The organism is Streptomyces sp. NRRL B-24085 (assembly GCF_001282115.1).
Classification (GTDB): Bacteria; Actinomycetota; Actinomycetes; order Streptomycetales; family Streptomycetaceae; genus Streptomyces.
On sequence record NZ_LJBR01000093.1, the window covers coordinates 1 to 14,996 of the forward strand.

Below are 14,996 nucleotides of genomic sequence, written 5' to 3' on the forward strand. Positions count from 1 at the left end.
CGGGGGCCGCGCCGCCCTGGCCGGTGTACGGGGTGTACGGCTACCCGCCCCACCCCGCCCAGCAGGCGCACCCGATCCACCCGGCGCACGCGCTGCCCTACCCCGCGTACAACCCGTACCGGACGTAGGACCGCCCCCCTTACGCCGACGCCTCCGTCAGGCGCCCCAGCTCCTCCTCCGTCAGGGTCAGCTCCGCCACCCTCAGCAGCGCCGGGAGCTGCTCCACCGTGCGGGCGGACGCGATCGGGGCCGCGACCGTCGGCTGGGCGGCGAGCCAGGCGAGGGCGACCGTGGCGACCGGGACGGTGTGGGACTCGGCGATGTCGTCGAGCGCCGCGAGCACCTTCCGGCCGCGCTCGGTCTCCAGGTGCTTGGCGGCACCCGCACTGCGCCGGCTCTCCACGGTCTCACCGACGCGGTACTTGCCGGTGAGGAACCCGGAGGCGAGGGCGGAGTACGGGACGGCGGCGAGACCCTGCCGGGAGGCGACGGCCTGGAGTTCGCCCTCGTACGTGTCACGCGAGACGAGGTTGTAGTGGGGCTGGAGGGCGGCGTAGCGCGCGAGGCCCTCGCGGTCGGAGAAGTCGAGGGACTCCGCAAGGCGCGCGGCGGAGATGTTGGAGGCTCCGATCGCCCGCACCTTGCCCGCCTTCACCAGCTCGTCCAGCGCGCCGATGGTCTCCTCGACGGGCGTCTCCGGCTTGTCGTAGTGGGTGTAGTACAGGTCGATGCGGTCGGTGCCGAGGCGCCGCAGCGAGGCGTCCGCCGCCGCCTTGATGTTCGCCGCGCTCAGGCCCGGGTAGTCGGGGTGCTGGCTGACCTTCGTGGCGATGAGGACGTCGTCGCGGTTGCCGCGGGCCGCCAGCCAGTTTCCGATGATCGTCTCGGACTCGCCACCGGAGTTGCCGTCCACCCACGCCGAGTAGGAGTCGGCCGTGTCGAGGAAGTTGCCGCCGGCTGCGGTGTAGGCGTCGAGGACGGCGAACGAGGTGGCCTCGTCGGCGGTCCAGCCGAACACGTTGCCGCCGAGGGAGAGCGGGAAGACCTCGAGGCCGGAGGAGCCGAGCTTGCGAAGAGAAGTCATGCCATACGTCAACGCACGTGCCGGACGCCGGTCTTCCGGCACGGCCGCAAAGTCCTCGCAAACAAGCGGAATCAGTCGCTCCGACGCACCGACAGCCCTGACGTCGGGGGGACGTCGTCAGGGCTGTCGGAGTTCGCGGGGGAGGGTCAGGGGTTGAGACCCTTGCCGCGCAGCCACGCCATGGGGTCGATCCCGTCGGCGGAGCCGCCCGGGTGGACCTCCAGGTGCAGGTGCGCGCCGGTCACGTTGCCCGTGGCGCCCACGCGGCCGATGACGTCACCGGTGGCGACCTTCTGGCCGACGCTGACGCTGATCGAGGACTGGTGGCAGAACCACAGCTCGGTGCCGTCGTCGAGGGTGAGGATCGTGCGGTAGCCGTAGGAACCGGCCCAGCCGGCCTCCGTGATGGTGCCGCTGTGGACCGCCTTGATGAGCGTGCCCGTGGGGGCGGCGAAGTCGAGGCCCGTGTGGTAGCCGGAGGACCACAGGGAGCCGGCCTGACCGAAGGTCGAGGTGATGGTGTACGACGAGGTCGGCAGCGTGTACTGCTTGGCGAGCTCGGCCAGGCGCTCGGCCTCGGCCTTCTTCGCGGCCTCCTCCTCCGCCTTCTTCTTCGCGGCGGCGGCCTTCTCCTGGGCTTCCTTCTCCGCCTTGGCGGCGGCCGCGTCGGCCTCCTTCTGGGCGGCGTCCGCGACGGCCTGGGCGGCCTTGGTGTCGATCTGGTCCTGCTGGAGCTCGGCCTGGGCCAGGATGCGCGAGCGCAGTGCCTCACCGGCGTCCGAGGCGCTCTCGGCGGTGCCGGCGGTGGTGGCGCCGACGCTGCTGAAGGCGCTCGTGTCGGCAGCGGCCGAGTCGGAGTCGTCCGAGATGAGCGAGCCCACGTTGGGCAGGTCCGGCATGGAGATGGAGACCGGCGGCTTGCCGGTGTTGGCGCTGGCCATCCCGCCCGCGCTGACCGCGGCTATGACGCCGACGCCCAGGACGGTGGAGCTACGGGCGAATCCGCCGCCACGCTGCTTTGCTACGCGATGCCGGCCTCGTACGGGAGCGAGGGAGTCCGCGGTGGGGTTCCACTCGCCGAGCGGAGCCTCGTCGTCGGCACGGTAGCCGCCGTACACGAGGGTGTCGCTCGGAACGTACGGCGCCTCGGGGGCAGGCGGGTTGGACGCCACGTGGGCGCACTCCTTTCCTTCCTTCTCGCCTACCGGGTTAGCTGACGGGTTCGGAGCAGGAAGGTCTCCTACGCGCGTATACCCACCGTGCTGCCACGGCGGACTACGAGCGATTCACCCCAAGGTGGTGGTTCCCCGGTTCCCTTGCGGAATTCGGCGCGTGAGCACGGAGCCGTCTCTTGTGACGGCTGGGACGACCGCGCTGCGTTATCGAACGTTAATAGACCCGGGGGCCCGATTCCAAGCTGTTCCGCTTGATCATTAACGAAATCCCGCTGGACTTACGGCCCATGAACGGTGAAAAACGGGCGAGTTGACCACGCCTCAGGCGACAGAGGGGTGTTGACGGTGTGTCAGTCGTTATGCGGAGGGCGCCCGTCCGCTCACCCCGTGTGACGAAGGCCGCTGCGGACCCTCCGGCCGAGCGCGGGCGCACAAACACTCAGGGCCGGAACCCATTCACTGGATTCCGGCCCTGAGCCTTCAGTAGCGGGGACAGGATTTGAACCTGCGACCTCTGGGTTATGAGCCCAGCGAGCTACCGAGCTGCTCCACCCCGCGTCGTTGTGTGACCAGCATACGTCATCCGCGAGGTGCTTCGCGCCAGGGTTGTTCCAGGGGCTCCGGCGGCCGGACGCTGCGGGTGACGGAGTTCGGCAACGGCAGCATCAGGCTGGCGGTGCACACGGGCTCCCGCTACGTGGTGACGAGCCTGGAGCAGATCGACGACGGGACCGTGCTGAGGCTCTCTCCCGGCCGCGAGGGCTCGGGCGCGCACAGGAACTGGGTACGGGACCACGAGGGCGGTGCGGGCGGCTCCGGCGAGTGAGCACCCGCCCGGGCGGCCGTCAGCCGACCCCGAGTTCCGTCAACTCGCCCAGCGGCAGCGTGTGCTGGGTCTGGAGGACCTTCGCGCGGAGGTAGCGGACGTTGTGGGCGGTGGTGAAGACGCCGGTCGGGACACGGTCGTGGACGCCGATCCCGAGGTCCCTCAACTGGCCCGCCTTGTCGGGGTTGTTGGAGAGCAGGTCGACCTCGTCGATCCCGAGGGCGGTCAGCATCTGCGCGGCCGCCGTGTAGTCGCGGGCGTCCTCGGGCAGGCCCAGCGCGGTGTTCGCGGCGTAGGTGTCGAGGCCCTGGTCCTGGAGGGCGTACGCGTCGAGCTTGTTGTAGAGGCCGATGCCGCGGCCCTCCTGGCGGAGGTAGAGCAGGACGCCGCCGCGCTCGGCTATGCGCTCGACCGCCTCGCGCAGTTGCGGGCCGCAGTCGCAGCGGGCGGAGCCGAAGACGTCGCCGGTGAGGCACTCGGAGTGCAGCCGCACCAGCGGGACGGCGCCGGGGGCGGGGTCACCGAGGACGACGGCGAGGTGCTCCCGCCCGTCGGCCAGGCCGTGGAAGGTGACGATCTCGGCGTCTACGCGGTAGCCGTCCCCGAAGCGCAGCGGGACGCGGACGCGGGAGCGCTGGGTGGCGGCGGGCAGGTCGGGCATGCGGGTACTCCGCTCCGTGGGCACATCTGCTTCAGTTTTGAAGCAGTTCTCCTGATCGAGACCCTACCCCATGCTTTAAATTTGAAGCAACGCCTTTATGGCACTCGTCACACGTGCGTTCTCAGGGGCAGGACCGCGTTCTCAGGAGCAGGACGGGGAGGACCGCCGACGCCACGGAACCTCCTCGGCGGGCCCGTCCTCCCCCTGGAGTCCCGCGGTGACACTCGTGAAGATCTCCTCCAACTGCCCCACCTGCTCCGGGGTGAGCCGGTCGAACAGCGCGCTGCGGACCGTCTCCACGTGTCCCGGCGCCGCCCGCTCCAGCACCGCCATACCCTCGTCCGTGAGGACCGCGACGCTGCCCCGCTTGTCCGAGGGGCAGCTCTCGCGCCGCACCAGCCCGTCCTTCTCCAGCCGGGCGACGGCGTACGTCAGCCGGGGCCGGGTGATCTTCAGCCACTCGGCGAGCTCGGTCATCCGCAGCCGGCGCTCCGGGGTCTCGGAGAGGTTGGCCAGGATGGAGTAGTACAGGTGGGGCATGCCGGCCTCCTGCTGGAGCTGCCGGTCGATGGTGTCCTCCAGGAGGAGCGAGGCGGCAATGTAGGCACGCCAGGCTCGCTGCTCGTCGGGGCTGAGCCAGCGGGTCGTCATGCTCCCAGTGTAGGTTTGCTTCAAACTTGAACCAAGACCGATGTCCCTCGACATGCCGGGGAGCCCCTCCATGCCCCACCCCTACGTCCTCCTCTCCGCCGCGGTCTCCCTCGACGGCTATCTCGACGACACCGGCCCCGACCGCCTCCTCCTGTCCAGCCCGGCCGACTTCGACCGCGTCGACGAGGTCCGCGCCTCCGTGGACGCGATCCTCGTCGGCGCCGGCACGATCCGCGCCGACAACCCCCGTCTGCTGGTCAACTCCGAGACGCGGCGCGCGGCCAGGGTCGCCGCCGGGAAGCCGCCGTACCCCCTGAAGGTCACGGTCAGCGGTTCGGGCGAGCTGGACCCGGCCGCCAACTTCTGGCACACCGGCGGCGACAAGCTCGTCTTCACGACGGACGGGGGCGCGGCACGGGCGCGCGCGCTGGGCCTGGCGGCCGACGTGGTCTCCCTCGGCCCCGCCCTGGACTGGCGCCGCCTGCTGGAGCACCTGCGCGAGGAGCGCGGTGTGGAGCGGCTGATGGTGGAGGGCGGCGGCCGGATCCACACCCAGCTCCTCCAGCAGGGCCTCGCGGACGAGGTGCAGCTCGTCCTGGCCCCCCTCTTCGTCGGCAGCCCGCAGGCCCCCCGCCTCTTCGGCCCGGGCGCCTACCAGCCCGGCCGGCTGCGCCTGGTGGAGACCCGCCGGATCGAGGACGTGGTGCTGATGCGCTACGAGCCCACCGCCCCCGGCACCGGCCTGGTCCCGGTCGCCGCGGACCACCACTGGCTCGCGCTGGCCTGCGAGTTGGCGGCTCAGTGCCCGCCCTCGCGGACGGCGTTCAGCGTGGGCGCGGTGGTGGTGGCCGCCGACGGTACGGAGCTGGCGCGCGGCCACTCCAGGGAGGGCGGCGACCCGGTCGTCCACGCGGAGGAGGCGGCGCTGGCGAAGATCGACCCGGCCGACCCCCGGCTGGCCGCGGCCACCGTCTACACCAGCCTGGAGCCCTGCACCCACCGCGCCTCCCGCCCGGCCCCCTGCGCCCGGCTGATCCTGGACGCGGGAGTGCGCCGGGTGGTGACGGCCTGGCGGGAGCCGGACACCTTCGTCGCGGGGGCCGACGGAACGGGCCTGCTCACCGGGAAGGGCGTGGACGTGCTGGTGCTGGACGAGCACGAGGAGCGGGCGAAGGCCCCCAACCGCCACCTGGCGTGACGCGGGGACCGCAATACGGGCCCGGAAACGAAGCGGCGCCCGAACCGACCGAAGCCGACCCGGGCGCCACCCGCCACCGGTAGGCCCTGTGGGACTCGAACCCACAACCAATGGATTAAAAGTCCACTGCTCTGCCAATTGAGCTAAGGGCCCAGGCGATGTTGCCTCCCCGAGCATAGCCGGACGTGGCCGTGTCTCCGATCGGGTATCGGGGACACGGCCGCGTCGGACGGACGGAACGGGCGGGAAGATCAGGGATCGACCGGTTCGGGCGCGTTCGCGCGGGCCGCCTCGCGGGCCTTGGTGCGCTCGTGCTCCGGGTTGAGGAACCAGTGGCGGGCCGAGGCCGCCCACCAGGTCCAGGCGAAGCCGAGGACCACCAGGACCGCGACCGGGGCGTAGTTGAACGTCTCCCAGGTGACCGGGGAGACCTGCGGGAGCATGAAGAGGACCGTGATCACCGCGACCCACGTCACCGAGACCACGCCGATCGCGCGGGACCAGCGGCCCAGGTGCCACGGCCCCCGGTCGAAGGCGTCGCCCTTGCGCAGCCGCAGCAGGGTCGGGATGACGTAGGCGATGTAGAGGCCGATGACGGCGATGGACGTCACCGCCGCGTACGCGGTCACGTTGATCAGGTACGGCAGGCCCAGCACCAGCGCTCCGCCCGCCGCCAACCACACCGCCGCGACCGGGGTACGGGTGCGCGGGCTCACCGTGTGCCAGATGTGTGAGAAGGGCAGTGCGCCGTCGCGCGAGAAGGCGTAGATCATGCGGCTGTTGGCGGTCACCGAGGCCATTCCGCAGAACAACTGGGCGCCGATCACGACCAGCAGCAGGAGCTTGCCGGCGGTGGCGCCGAGCGCGTCGAGGAGGATCTGGGCCGGGGGCGCGCCCGTCGGGGAGTTGAGGGCGCCGTCGTAGGACTGGATCGCGAACGTGAAGCCCAGGAGCAGGACGAAGCCCGCTATCCACGACGTCCAGATCGACTGGACGATGCCCTTGGGGCCGGCCGTGGACGCGTCGTGGGTCTCCTCGGTCATGTGGGCCGAGGCGTCGTAGCCGGTGAAGGTGTACTGGGCCATCAGCAGGCCGAGCAGGACCACGTAGACACCGCTGCCCCAGCCCGTGTTGTTCACGAACTCGCCGAAGACGAAGGACGCCGACTGGTGCTTGTCGGGGGCGAAGGTCAGGGCGCCGACGATCACCGCCACGCCTACCACGTGCCACCACACGCTCACGCTGTTCAGCAGCGCGACGATCCGCACGCCGAAGGTGTTCAGCAGACCGTGCAGGACGAGGATCGCCGCGAACAGGAGGACGGTCCGGCCGGCCGTCACCTCGAAGTCGAACTGAAGGTTCAGATAGGCCCCGAGGAAGGACGCGGCGCCGAAGTCGATGCCCGCCGTCACCGCCACCTGGCCCAGCACGTTGAACCAGCCCGTGAACCACGCCCAGGCGGCCGCGGTCCGGGGCGGGGCCAGCCGGTGGGCCCAGAAGTACAGGCCCGCGGAGGTCGGGTACGCCGAGCAGATCTCGGCCATGGACAGGCCGACGAACAGCGTCATGAGACCCACGGCGATCCAGCCCCAGGTGATCACGGCCGGGCCGCCCGTGTTCATGCCGAAGAGGTAGAGGGTCAGACAGCCCGAGAGGACCGAGATGATCGTGAAGGAGACCGCGTAGTTGGAGAACGCCGACATGCGGCGGGCGAGGACCTGCGTGTAGCCGAGCTGGGCAAGCCGTTCTTCGTCGGAGAGCCCACTCGCTGTGTCGTCATCTGTCATGCCCCCAGCGATTCCCACGCCGGGGGCGTGACACACGTCACAACTTGGCCGAGAAGTGCCCCACTAGAAAAGGCCCTTGTAGCCCTGCCAGCCGGTGGCGATCCTCGTGCGCGCCCCGAACGACCCCTTGCCGTCGCCGTTGTTGCGGTAGAGGTTGCCCGCGGTGTCCCGCGAGACCAGGTCGTTCTTCCCGTCCCCGGTGATGTCACCGACGCCGACGACCACGTTGTAGGAGGTTCCCCAGTTGGAGAAGACCTTCACCCGCTCCTTGACCTGGCCGGTGCCGGTGCCGTCGTAGCGCCACAGCGTCCCGGCGCTGTCCTGCACCAGGACGTCACCGAAGCCGTCGCCATTGAGGTCACCGGCGCCGACGATCTTCTTGTACGTCGCCCAGCTGCGGATCTTCACGCCCGGCTTGAGCTTGCCCGCACCGTCGTCGGCGAACAGGTAGACGTCACCGGTCGAGGCCTTGCGGGCCAGCAGATCGGTACGGCCGTCGCCGGTCAGGTCGCCGGGTGCGGTCAGGACGTTGTACGCGTTCCAGCCGGTGCCGAGGGAGGTGTGGCTGCTGGTGGGGGCGTACGAACCGCTGCCGCACTTGCCCGCGTAGCGCCGCAGCTCGCCGTTGGGCATGCGGACCAGCATCTCGGCGCAGCGGTCCTTGCCCATGTCACCGAAGGGGACGGCGACCGTGCCTGCGGGCCAGCCGGTCCCGTTCTGCTTCCAGTCGAACGTGCCGCCGCCGTTGGTGTACTGGAGGGACAGAGTGCCCGAGGAGTTGAGGGTGACCAGCTCCCCGTACGCGTACCCGCCCTGGTCGTGGTGGCCCTGGCGGCCGCCGGTGAGGGAGAGCTTGCCGCTGGTCGTGTACGTCCCCCCGCCGTCGGCGGCGGTGGCGGTCAGGGTCCAAATCTTCGGACCGTTGTACGCGTACGCGCCCGACGCCGTCCTGCCGTCCCAGGCGACGGTGACCGCCGCACCGCTGCCCTTGAGGGTGCGGTCGACGCGGCCCTGGGCGTTCTTGACCGTGAAGGTCCAGTCGGCGGGCTCGTTCAGCTGGAAGGTGCTGTTCCACTCCATGTTGCCGCTGTTGCGGCCGGCCGCGTCGAAGAGGTCGTCGTCCAGGTCGGACTCGATCTTCCCGAGCGACTGGGTGGGCACCCCGCTCGGCACGATCCGGATCGCGTGGTCCGTCCCCACGTAGGCGATGCCCCCGCCGAGCTTGTCCACCGACCAGGTCAGCCGCCGCTGGTCGGCGGTGTTCCCGGCCGGCAGGTCGGCGACCGCGCGCGCGGCGGCGGCCGTACCGGAGTGATAGTCCGTCAGCATCAGCTTGCCGGCGCTGCGGTCGTGCTGGACGAGGTAGCCGTCGCCGACGAGCGCGGGGCCCGAGGGCACCGTGATGTTCTTCTTCGCCGTGCGGTCGTACACGCCCGCCGCGCCCGTCGGGCCGCAGTTCCAGTAGATCCAGCGGCCCACGACCTGGAGCTCCTTGACCGTGCAGGGCGCTCCGGTGGAGACGGTCGCGACCGTCTTCTTCCCCTCCAGGTCGTACTGGGTGACCACGCCGTTGCCCGAACCCGGTGTCCACAGCGCCGAGCCCCACACGGAGGCGGCGGTGACGGAACGGATCAGGCGGTCGTCCTCGGCGCGGTACCGGTTCACGGCGTCGACGTACTGCTTGCCGGTGGAGGCCGCGTTGTAGACGTAGTAGCGGCCGGTGGCGTCCACGAAACGGCCGCCGGTGACATCCGGTTCGTCCGAGCGGTAGCCGTTCGGCTCCACCCAGATCTGGGCGCGCTCCTTGCCGAACTCGTCGACCCGGAAGTAGCCGACGCTCTGCGCGCTGAGGGACCGCAGCGGTACGCACCCGCCCGCGTCGCACGGCACCCGCTCAAGGTGGGTGCCGTCGGCATAGGTGCCGGCGAAGCCGCGGGTGGCCTGCTCCAGCACGGTGGCGCCGTCCGGCGAGAGCTGTCGGCCGACCACGTACTGCTCGCCGTCGGGCCGGTGTTCGACGCTGGTCAGATAACCGCCCGCATAGTCGATGCCCCACACGCCGTCCGTGGCGATCGGCGTCGGGCTGGTGTCCGCGGCCGCCGGGCCCGCGGTCGTCAGGGTGCCGGCGCTCAGGGCGGCCAGCGAGGCAAGAGCGAGTGCGATCCGGGCACGCCGGGTCAAGGGTCCCTCCCCAGGGAAGTGAGAAAAGGCGTGCCGGCAGGCCTCGTTGTTTCCCCCTGAGCCACACTCCGCCACGCGATCCAACGGATGTTAACAACCGTCACACAGGCTTCGGTAGTCGATGGGACATGCGAAAAGGGCCCGCACGACCGAAGTCGTACGGGCCCTTCCGGATCCCTGGGGGATCAGCGTGCGTCAGCCGTTGCGCTTCCAGCGCGGCTTGTCGTCGCGGCGGCCGAAGGAGCCGGTGCCGGTGCCGGTGCCGCGGTGGTCGTCACGACGGCCGTAGGGGCGGTCGTGGCTCGGGCGGTCGTGGCCGCCGGAGCGGAAGCCCGGGCGGTCGCCCTGACGGTCACGGTTGAACGGGCGGTCGCTGCCGCGGTGGCCGCCCCGCTCGTCACGGCGCTCGAAGGAACGGCCGGCCGGACGGTCGTCGCGGCGGAAGCCACCACGGTCGTCACGGCGCTCGTTGTCGCGGCGGAAGCCACCCCGGTCGTTGTCACGGCGCTCGAAGGAACGGCCGCCACGGTCGTCACGACGGTCGTCGCGGCGGAAGCCACCACGGTCGTCACGACGCTCGAAGGAACGGCCGCCACGGTCGTCACGGCGGTCGTCGCGGCGGAAGCCACCACGGTCGTCACGACGCTCGAAGGAACGACCACCACGGTCGTCACGACGCTCGAAGGAACGGCCGCCACGGTCGTCACGACGGTCGTCGCGGCGGAAGCCACCACGGTCGTCACGGCGCTCGTAGGTACGGCCACCGCGGTCGTCGCGGCGCTCGTACGACGGCGCGTCCGCCTTGTCGACGTCCTGGGCGACCGGCTGCTCAGGCACGGACGCGGCCTCGGCCACCGCGGCCTGCGCCTCGGCGACCGCCGTCTCCGGGTCCTCACCGCGCTCGCGGGCGGCACGGGCGACCAGGCGGTCGGCCTCCTCGCGCAGCTCGGTCGCACGGCGCTGCGCCCGCTCGAGCTGCTTGGTGAGCTGGGCGACCTCGCGCTCGGCCTGCTGAGCCGCGTTGGCCGCGGACTCGGACTGGACCTCGGTCATCGAACGGGCGCCGGTGATCTCGGCGACCTCGGGCTCGAAGGCCGTACCGGAGTTGATGATGTGACGCCCGGCGTCGACGCCCGCGTCCTCCATCAGCCGGAAGATCTGGCGGCGCTGGTGCGGCAGGGACAAGGACACGACCGTGCCGGTGCGGCCGGCGCGAGCGGTACGGCCCGCGCGGTGCAGGTAGTCCTTGTGGTCGCCGGCCGGGTCGACGTTCAGCACGAGGTCGATGCCGTCGACGTGGATGCCGCGGGCGGCCACGTCGGTGGCGACGAGCGCGTTGACGTAACCGTCCTTGAAGTCGGCCAGCGTGCGGGTGCGCGCGCCCTGGGTCATGCCGCCGTGCAGCGCGTCGGCCTTCACGCCCGCCTCGCGCAGCTGCTCGGCGATGCGGTCCGCGCCGAGCTGGGTGCGGACGAAGATGATGGTGCGGCCCTTGCGGGAGGCGATGGCCGCGGTGACCGGCGCCTTGTCCTTGGGCTTCACGATCAGGATGTGGTGGGACATCGTCGTGACGTTGCCCTGGGCGCTGTCGACCTCGTGGGTGACCGGCTCGCTCAGGTAGCGCTTGACCAGCGTGGAGATCTCGTTCTCCATGGTCGCGGAGAACAGCATCCGCTGGCCGCCGGCCGGGACCTGGTCGAGCAGCTCGGTGACCTCGGGCAGGAAGCCCAGGTCGGACATCTGGTCGGCCTCGTCGAGGACGGCGACCTCGACGTTCTCCAGGGAGCAGGCGCCGCGGTTGATGATGTCGCGCAGGCGGCCCGGGGTGGCGACGAGGATGTCGACGCCGCGCTCCAGGGCGTAGATCTGGTTGCCCATCGACGTACCGCCGCAGACGACCTTCATCTTGAGGCCGAGGACGTCGCCGTAGGGCTGGAGGGCGTCCGCGACCTGCATCGCGAGCTCACGGGTCGGCGTGAGGATGACGGCGCGCGGCTTGTGCTTCTCGGTGCGGCCGCCGGCGAGACGCGCCAGGGTCGGCAGACCGAAGGAGAGGGTCTTGCCGGAGCCGGTGCGGCCACGGCCGAGGATGTCCTTGCCGGCCAGGGCGTCCGGGATGGTCGCGGCCTGGATCGGGAAGGGGGTGGTCACGCCGTTCTGGGCGAGCTTGCGCACGACGCCCTCGGGGAGACCGAGGTCCGCGAAAGTGACCTCGACGGTGTCCTCGGTGCCCTCGTTCTCGGGCACGACGACGTGATCAGTACTGGAAATGGACATGCGTAAGCGAAACCTTCCGGAGTCTCGTCGGCACGCGCCCGTCAACTCCGTGATTCGCAATACGACCGCCTCGATGCGGTCAGCCACGGCAAGGGAGAGAACGCGCCACACGGCGCTCTCTGCAATGGCGCCGGGCAATGGGATCAAACGATCTACCACCATACGCACCCCCCACCCTCGAAGGCAAACCAAGTCCCCCGCATGTATCCGAGGTCACTCGGGGCCCTCTCCCGTCACACCGGCGAGCCAGCCGTGGGCGCGGGTTCGCGCTGGCTGAGCTGCGTGCCGGTCTCCGGCTGCGCGGACGAGGACGGCTCGGCGGGCGGCGGCGACGGCGTGGGCGAGGCGGGCGGCTCGCTCGGCGCCGGCGGCTCCGGGTCGGGCGTACGGGTGGGCGCCGGGTCGGTCCTCGGTGCCGAGGGCACCGGCTTCACCGAACGTCCCGGCTTCGCTCCGGGCGAGGCCGACGCGCCGGCCCCCGCGGAGGCGGACGCCGAGGGCGAGGCGGACTCCTTCCCGTGCCTGCCCTTGCCGTGCTTGCCGTGTTTGCCGTCCGAGCCGGTGCCGCCGAGCCCCACGGAACCGCCCGAACCCGCCGAACCCCCGTCCGGCGCCTTGCCACCGCGCTCACCGGCGGAGTGCGAGGGCTTGGCGCCGCCGCCTCCCTCGTCCCCGCCCACGCTCATGCAGCCCGCTGCGGCGGCGACGGCCATGACCGTGGCGGCCAGACGGACGGGTACGTACAAGGGGCGCACGAGCAGCCACCTCCGAGGGCGGTCGTCAAAGAGTCAACGTGCCCAACTCCCGCCGCCCACAAGAGGACACGCGCCCCGTTCGAAAGCCACTCACCCGTACCCGAGCGCGTGCAGCCGCGCGTCGTCGATCCCGAAGTGGTGGGCGATCTCGTGAACGACCGTCACCTCGGTCTCCGCGACCACGTCCTCGCGGGAATCGCACATCCGCAGCGTCGGTCCCCGGTAGATCGTGATGCGGTCCGGCAGCACCCCGGCGTACCACTCGCCCCGGTCGGTCAACGGCGTGCCCTCGTACAGCCCGAGCAGCTCGGGATCGTCCGCGGGCGGTTCGTCCTCGACGAACACCGCGACGTTGTCCATCAGCCGCGTCAACTCCGGCGGAATCCGGTCCAGCGCCTCGGCGACCAGTTCCTCGAACTCCTCGCGCGTCATCTCCAGCACACGCCCATTCTCCGGTACGACCCCGCCGTACGAGAGGCATGAGCACGTCCGCATATCCGCGGTCGGACTTGGGCATACGGGACCAATGGCCCGCGTCCCCGCCGCAGTCCTGAACGCCCGGAGCATCCTGAACGCCCTACGCAAGCCCCCGCGAGCCCTCGCCCGCCAGTACGGCAGGCGTCGCTCCCACCCGTCCGTCGAACTCGTCCACCAGCCGCATCCCTGGGTCCGCGCACTGGGCCTGGTGGCCGTCGTCCTTCTGGGTGCCTGGCTCGGTCTGCTGATCGTCGGAAACGTACGGGTCCCGGTCGGCCCCATGAACACGACGATGACCCTGCGCCCGTCCCTGACCGGCGGCACGAAGATCAACGTCTCCCCGCTCGGCGCCCTCCAGCTCGACAGCCACCAGGCCCCGGTCCGCCTCGACGTCAACGTCGACCAGCTCGACCCGGAACGCTCCCAGGCCCTGGTCGACCACCCCGAGCGCCTCTCCGGCCTCCAGGACGAGGTCGCCGCGGACGTCGAGCACGGCACCCTCGACCTCGCCCTGCGCTCCTGCGTCGCCGTGGTCGCCGGCGCCACGGCACTCGGCCTCGCGGTCTACCGCCGCCCCCGCCGGGCCCTCGCGGCCGGCGGCCTCGCCCTCACCCTCCTGGCGGCCTCCGGCGGCACGGCGTACGCCACCTGGAACCCGGAGTCGGTCCTGGAGCCGAGGTTCTCGGGGCTGCTCTCCTCCGCCCCCTCCCTGGTCGGCAACGCGCGCAGCATCGTCACCGAGTTCGACGTCTACCAGAAGGAGCTGGCCCGCCTGGTGACGAACGTGACGAAGCTCTACGACGTCACGTCCACCCTCCCCGCCTACCGGCCGGACCCCACCACCATCCGGGTCCTGCACGTCTCCGACATCCATCTCAACCCCGCGAGCTGGAAGATCATCGCCTCGCTGGTCAAGCAGTACAAGGTCGATGTGATCGTCGACTCCGGCGACACCATGGACCACGGCACGGCCGCGGAGAACGGCTTCCTGGACTCGATCCCGGACCTCGGGGCGCCCTACGTGTGGGTCCGCGGCAACCACGACTCCCTGACCACCCAGCGGTACATGGAGGGCCTCAAGGGCGTCCACGTCCTCGACAACGGCGAGGCGCGGACGATCGCCGGGCTGCGGTTCGCGGGCATCGGCGACCCCCAGTTCACCCCCGACCGCTCCACGAACCCCGGGGCCGACGAGTCGCAGGAGGCGGCGGGCGCCCGGCTGGCCGCGGCCCTGCGTGCGCAGCGGGCCGCCGGCACCCCGGTCGACCTCGCGATCGCCCACGAGCCGTCGGCGGCCCGCGAGGTCGACGGCGAGGTCCCGATGATCCTGTCCGGCCACCTCCACCACCAGGAGATGGAGGTCATGGAGAAGGGCACGCGGCTGCGCGTCGAGGGCTCGACGGGCGGCAGCGGACTGCGGGCCGTCGAGGGCAAGTACCCCGACCCCATCGAGGCCTCGATCCTCTACATGGACCGCGACACCCGCCGCCTCCAGGCCTGGGACGAGATCAAGCTCGGCGGCCTCGGCCTCACGACCGCGGAGGTCAGCCGCCACCTCCCCGAGGACAACCAGCCGGGAGCCACCCCCTCCCCCACGGCCCCGGGCACGGGCCCGGACACGGGTTCCGCCACGGCCTCGCCCACGGGCAGCCCTTAAACCGTTTTGGCGATACCTCCCGGCATCCCATATGCTTCTCACGTCCCCGACGCGCTGAGAAGCGCCCAGGCGGGCCGATAGCCCTCATCGTCTAGCGGCCTAGGACGCCGCCCTTTCAAGGCGGTAGCACGGGTTCGAATCCCGTTGGGGGCACGCAACACCGTGTGCGACACTGTTCGTGCACAAAGCTTGGTCCTGTGGAGCAGTTTGGAGTGCTCGCCACCCTGTCAAGGTGGAGGCCGCGGGTTCAAATCCCGTCAGGACCGC

At 71.0% G+C, this 14,996-nt stretch carries 12 protein-coding genes, 4 tRNA genes and 1 riboswitch; of the genes, 5 read left to right on the forward strand and 11 right to left on the reverse strand.

Features of this window, described 5'->3' with window-relative positions; translation table 11 throughout:
* Positions 1-139: 139 nt before the first annotated feature.
* The 3 genes from AOJ26_RS12955 to AOJ26_RS12965 form a co-directional block, all read right to left on the reverse strand.
* A complete protein-coding gene (locus tag AOJ26_RS12955) occupies positions 140-1,084 on the reverse strand; it encodes an aldo/keto reductase (protein ID WP_053848410.1) in 945 nt (314 codons plus the stop codon).
* A 146-nt stretch (positions 1,085-1,230) separates the two neighbouring features.
* Positions 1,231-2,256: a M23 family metallopeptidase gene (locus AOJ26_RS12960; protein WP_053848411.1), complete on the reverse strand. Its 1,026-nt coding sequence runs from the start codon at positions 2,254-2,256 to the stop codon at positions 1,231-1,233.
* 11 nt (positions 2,257-2,267) lie between these two features.
* Positions 2,268-2,425, reverse strand: a riboswitch (cyclic di-AMP (ydaO/yuaA leader).
* A gap of 318 nt (positions 2,426-2,743) precedes the next feature.
* Positions 2,744-2,817, reverse strand: a tRNA-Met gene (locus AOJ26_RS12965).
* Between the two features lie 82 nt (positions 2,818-2,899).
* Here AOJ26_RS12965 and AOJ26_RS12970 point away from each other — a divergent pair.
* A complete protein-coding gene (locus AOJ26_RS12970; RefSeq protein WP_053848412.1) occupies positions 2,900-3,085 on the forward strand; it encodes a hypothetical protein in 186 nt (61 codons plus the stop codon).
* A gap of 19 nt (positions 3,086-3,104) precedes the next feature.
* Here the strand turns inward: AOJ26_RS12970 and AOJ26_RS12975 are convergent, their stop codons facing one another.
* Both AOJ26_RS12975 and AOJ26_RS12980 read right to left on the reverse strand, forming a co-directional pair.
* On the reverse strand, positions 3,105-3,746 hold the full coding sequence (locus tag AOJ26_RS12975; RefSeq protein ID WP_053848413.1) for a GTP cyclohydrolase II: 642 nt from the start codon (positions 3,744-3,746) through the stop codon (positions 3,105-3,107).
* A 141-nt stretch (positions 3,747-3,887) separates the two neighbouring features.
* Positions 3,888-4,397, reverse strand: coding sequence for a MarR family winged helix-turn-helix transcriptional regulator (locus AOJ26_RS12980; protein ID WP_053848414.1), 510 nt, complete (start codon positions 4,395-4,397; stop codon positions 3,888-3,890).
* A gap of 70 nt (positions 4,398-4,467) precedes the next feature.
* Between AOJ26_RS12980 and AOJ26_RS12985 the strand changes: the two genes are divergently transcribed.
* Complete coding sequence (locus AOJ26_RS12985; RefSeq protein ID WP_053848420.1) at positions 4,468-5,595, forward strand: dihydrofolate reductase family protein; 1,128 nt, start codon at positions 4,468-4,470, stop codon at positions 5,593-5,595.
* Positions 5,596-5,675: 80 nt separating this feature from the next.
* On the opposite strand, the gene AOJ26_RS12990 is transcribed toward AOJ26_RS12985, so the two are convergent.
* From AOJ26_RS12990 to AOJ26_RS13015, 6 genes are all read right to left on the reverse strand, one after another.
* Positions 5,676-5,748, reverse strand: a tRNA-Lys gene (locus AOJ26_RS12990).
* 98 nt (positions 5,749-5,846) lie between these two features.
* A complete protein-coding gene (locus AOJ26_RS12995; protein WP_053848415.1) occupies positions 5,847-7,382 on the reverse strand; it encodes an amino acid permease in 1,536 nt (511 codons plus the stop codon).
* Positions 7,383-7,445: 63 nt separating this feature from the next.
* Positions 7,446-9,563, reverse strand: coding sequence for an FG-GAP-like repeat-containing protein (locus AOJ26_RS13000; protein ID WP_053848416.1), 2,118 nt, complete (start codon positions 9,561-9,563; stop codon positions 7,446-7,448).
* A 195-nt stretch (positions 9,564-9,758) separates the two neighbouring features.
* Positions 9,759-11,840, reverse strand: coding sequence for a DEAD/DEAH box helicase (locus AOJ26_RS13005; RefSeq protein ID WP_053848417.1), 2,082 nt, complete (start codon positions 11,838-11,840; stop codon positions 9,759-9,761).
* A 233-nt stretch (positions 11,841-12,073) separates the two neighbouring features.
* Positions 12,074-12,595, reverse strand: a complete 522-nt coding sequence (locus tag AOJ26_RS13010) for a hypothetical protein (RefSeq protein ID WP_053848418.1) — start codon at positions 12,593-12,595, stop codon at positions 12,074-12,076.
* Positions 12,596-12,685: 90 nt separating this feature from the next.
* The gene (locus AOJ26_RS13015) at positions 12,686-13,036 is read right to left on the reverse strand and encodes a metallopeptidase family protein (protein ID WP_041819691.1); all 351 of its coding nucleotides are present in this window, start codon (positions 13,034-13,036) and stop codon (positions 12,686-12,688) included.
* Positions 13,037-13,121: 85 nt separating this feature from the next.
* Between AOJ26_RS13015 and AOJ26_RS13020 the strand changes: the two genes are divergently transcribed.
* The 3 genes from AOJ26_RS13020 (at position 13,122) to AOJ26_RS13030 (ending at position 14,995) form a co-directional block, all read left to right on the forward strand.
* Positions 13,122-14,729 (forward strand): metallophosphoesterase family protein, encoded by a 1,608-nt coding sequence (locus AOJ26_RS13020; RefSeq protein WP_053848419.1) that lies wholly within the window; start codon positions 13,122-13,124, stop codon positions 14,727-14,729.
* Between the two features lie 80 nt (positions 14,730-14,809).
* A tRNA-Glu gene (locus tag AOJ26_RS13025) sits at positions 14,810-14,882 on the forward strand.
* A 38-nt stretch (positions 14,883-14,920) separates the two neighbouring features.
* Positions 14,921-14,995 (forward strand) — tRNA-Asp (locus tag AOJ26_RS13030).
* The last annotated feature ends 1 nt before the right edge of the window (position 14,996 follow it).

Coding starts and splice junctions, on each gene's coding strand:
- AOJ26_RS12955 (WP_053848410.1), bottom strand. CDS start 1,084: ATGACTTCTCTTCGCAAGCTCGGCTCCTCCGGCCTCGAGGTCTTCCCG.
- AOJ26_RS12975 (WP_053848413.1), bottom strand. CDS start 3,746: ATGCCCGACCTGCCCGCCGCCACCCAGCGCTCCCGCGTCCGCGTCCCG.
- AOJ26_RS12980 (WP_053848414.1), bottom strand. CDS start 4,397: ATGACGACCCGCTGGCTCAGCCCCGACGAGCAGCGAGCCTGGCGTGCC.
- AOJ26_RS12985 (WP_053848420.1), top strand. CDS start 4,468: ATGCCCCACCCCTACGTCCTCCTCTCCGCCGCGGTCTCCCTCGACGGC.
- AOJ26_RS12995 (WP_053848415.1), bottom strand. CDS start 7,382: ATGACAGATGACGACACAGCGAGTGGGCTCTCCGACGAAGAACGGCTT.
- AOJ26_RS13005 (WP_053848417.1), bottom strand. CDS start 11,840: ATGTCCATTTCCAGTACTGATCACGTCGTCGTGCCCGAGAACGAGGGC.
- AOJ26_RS13020 (WP_053848419.1), top strand. CDS start 13,122: ATGGCCCGCGTCCCCGCCGCAGTCCTGAACGCCCGGAGCATCCTGAAC.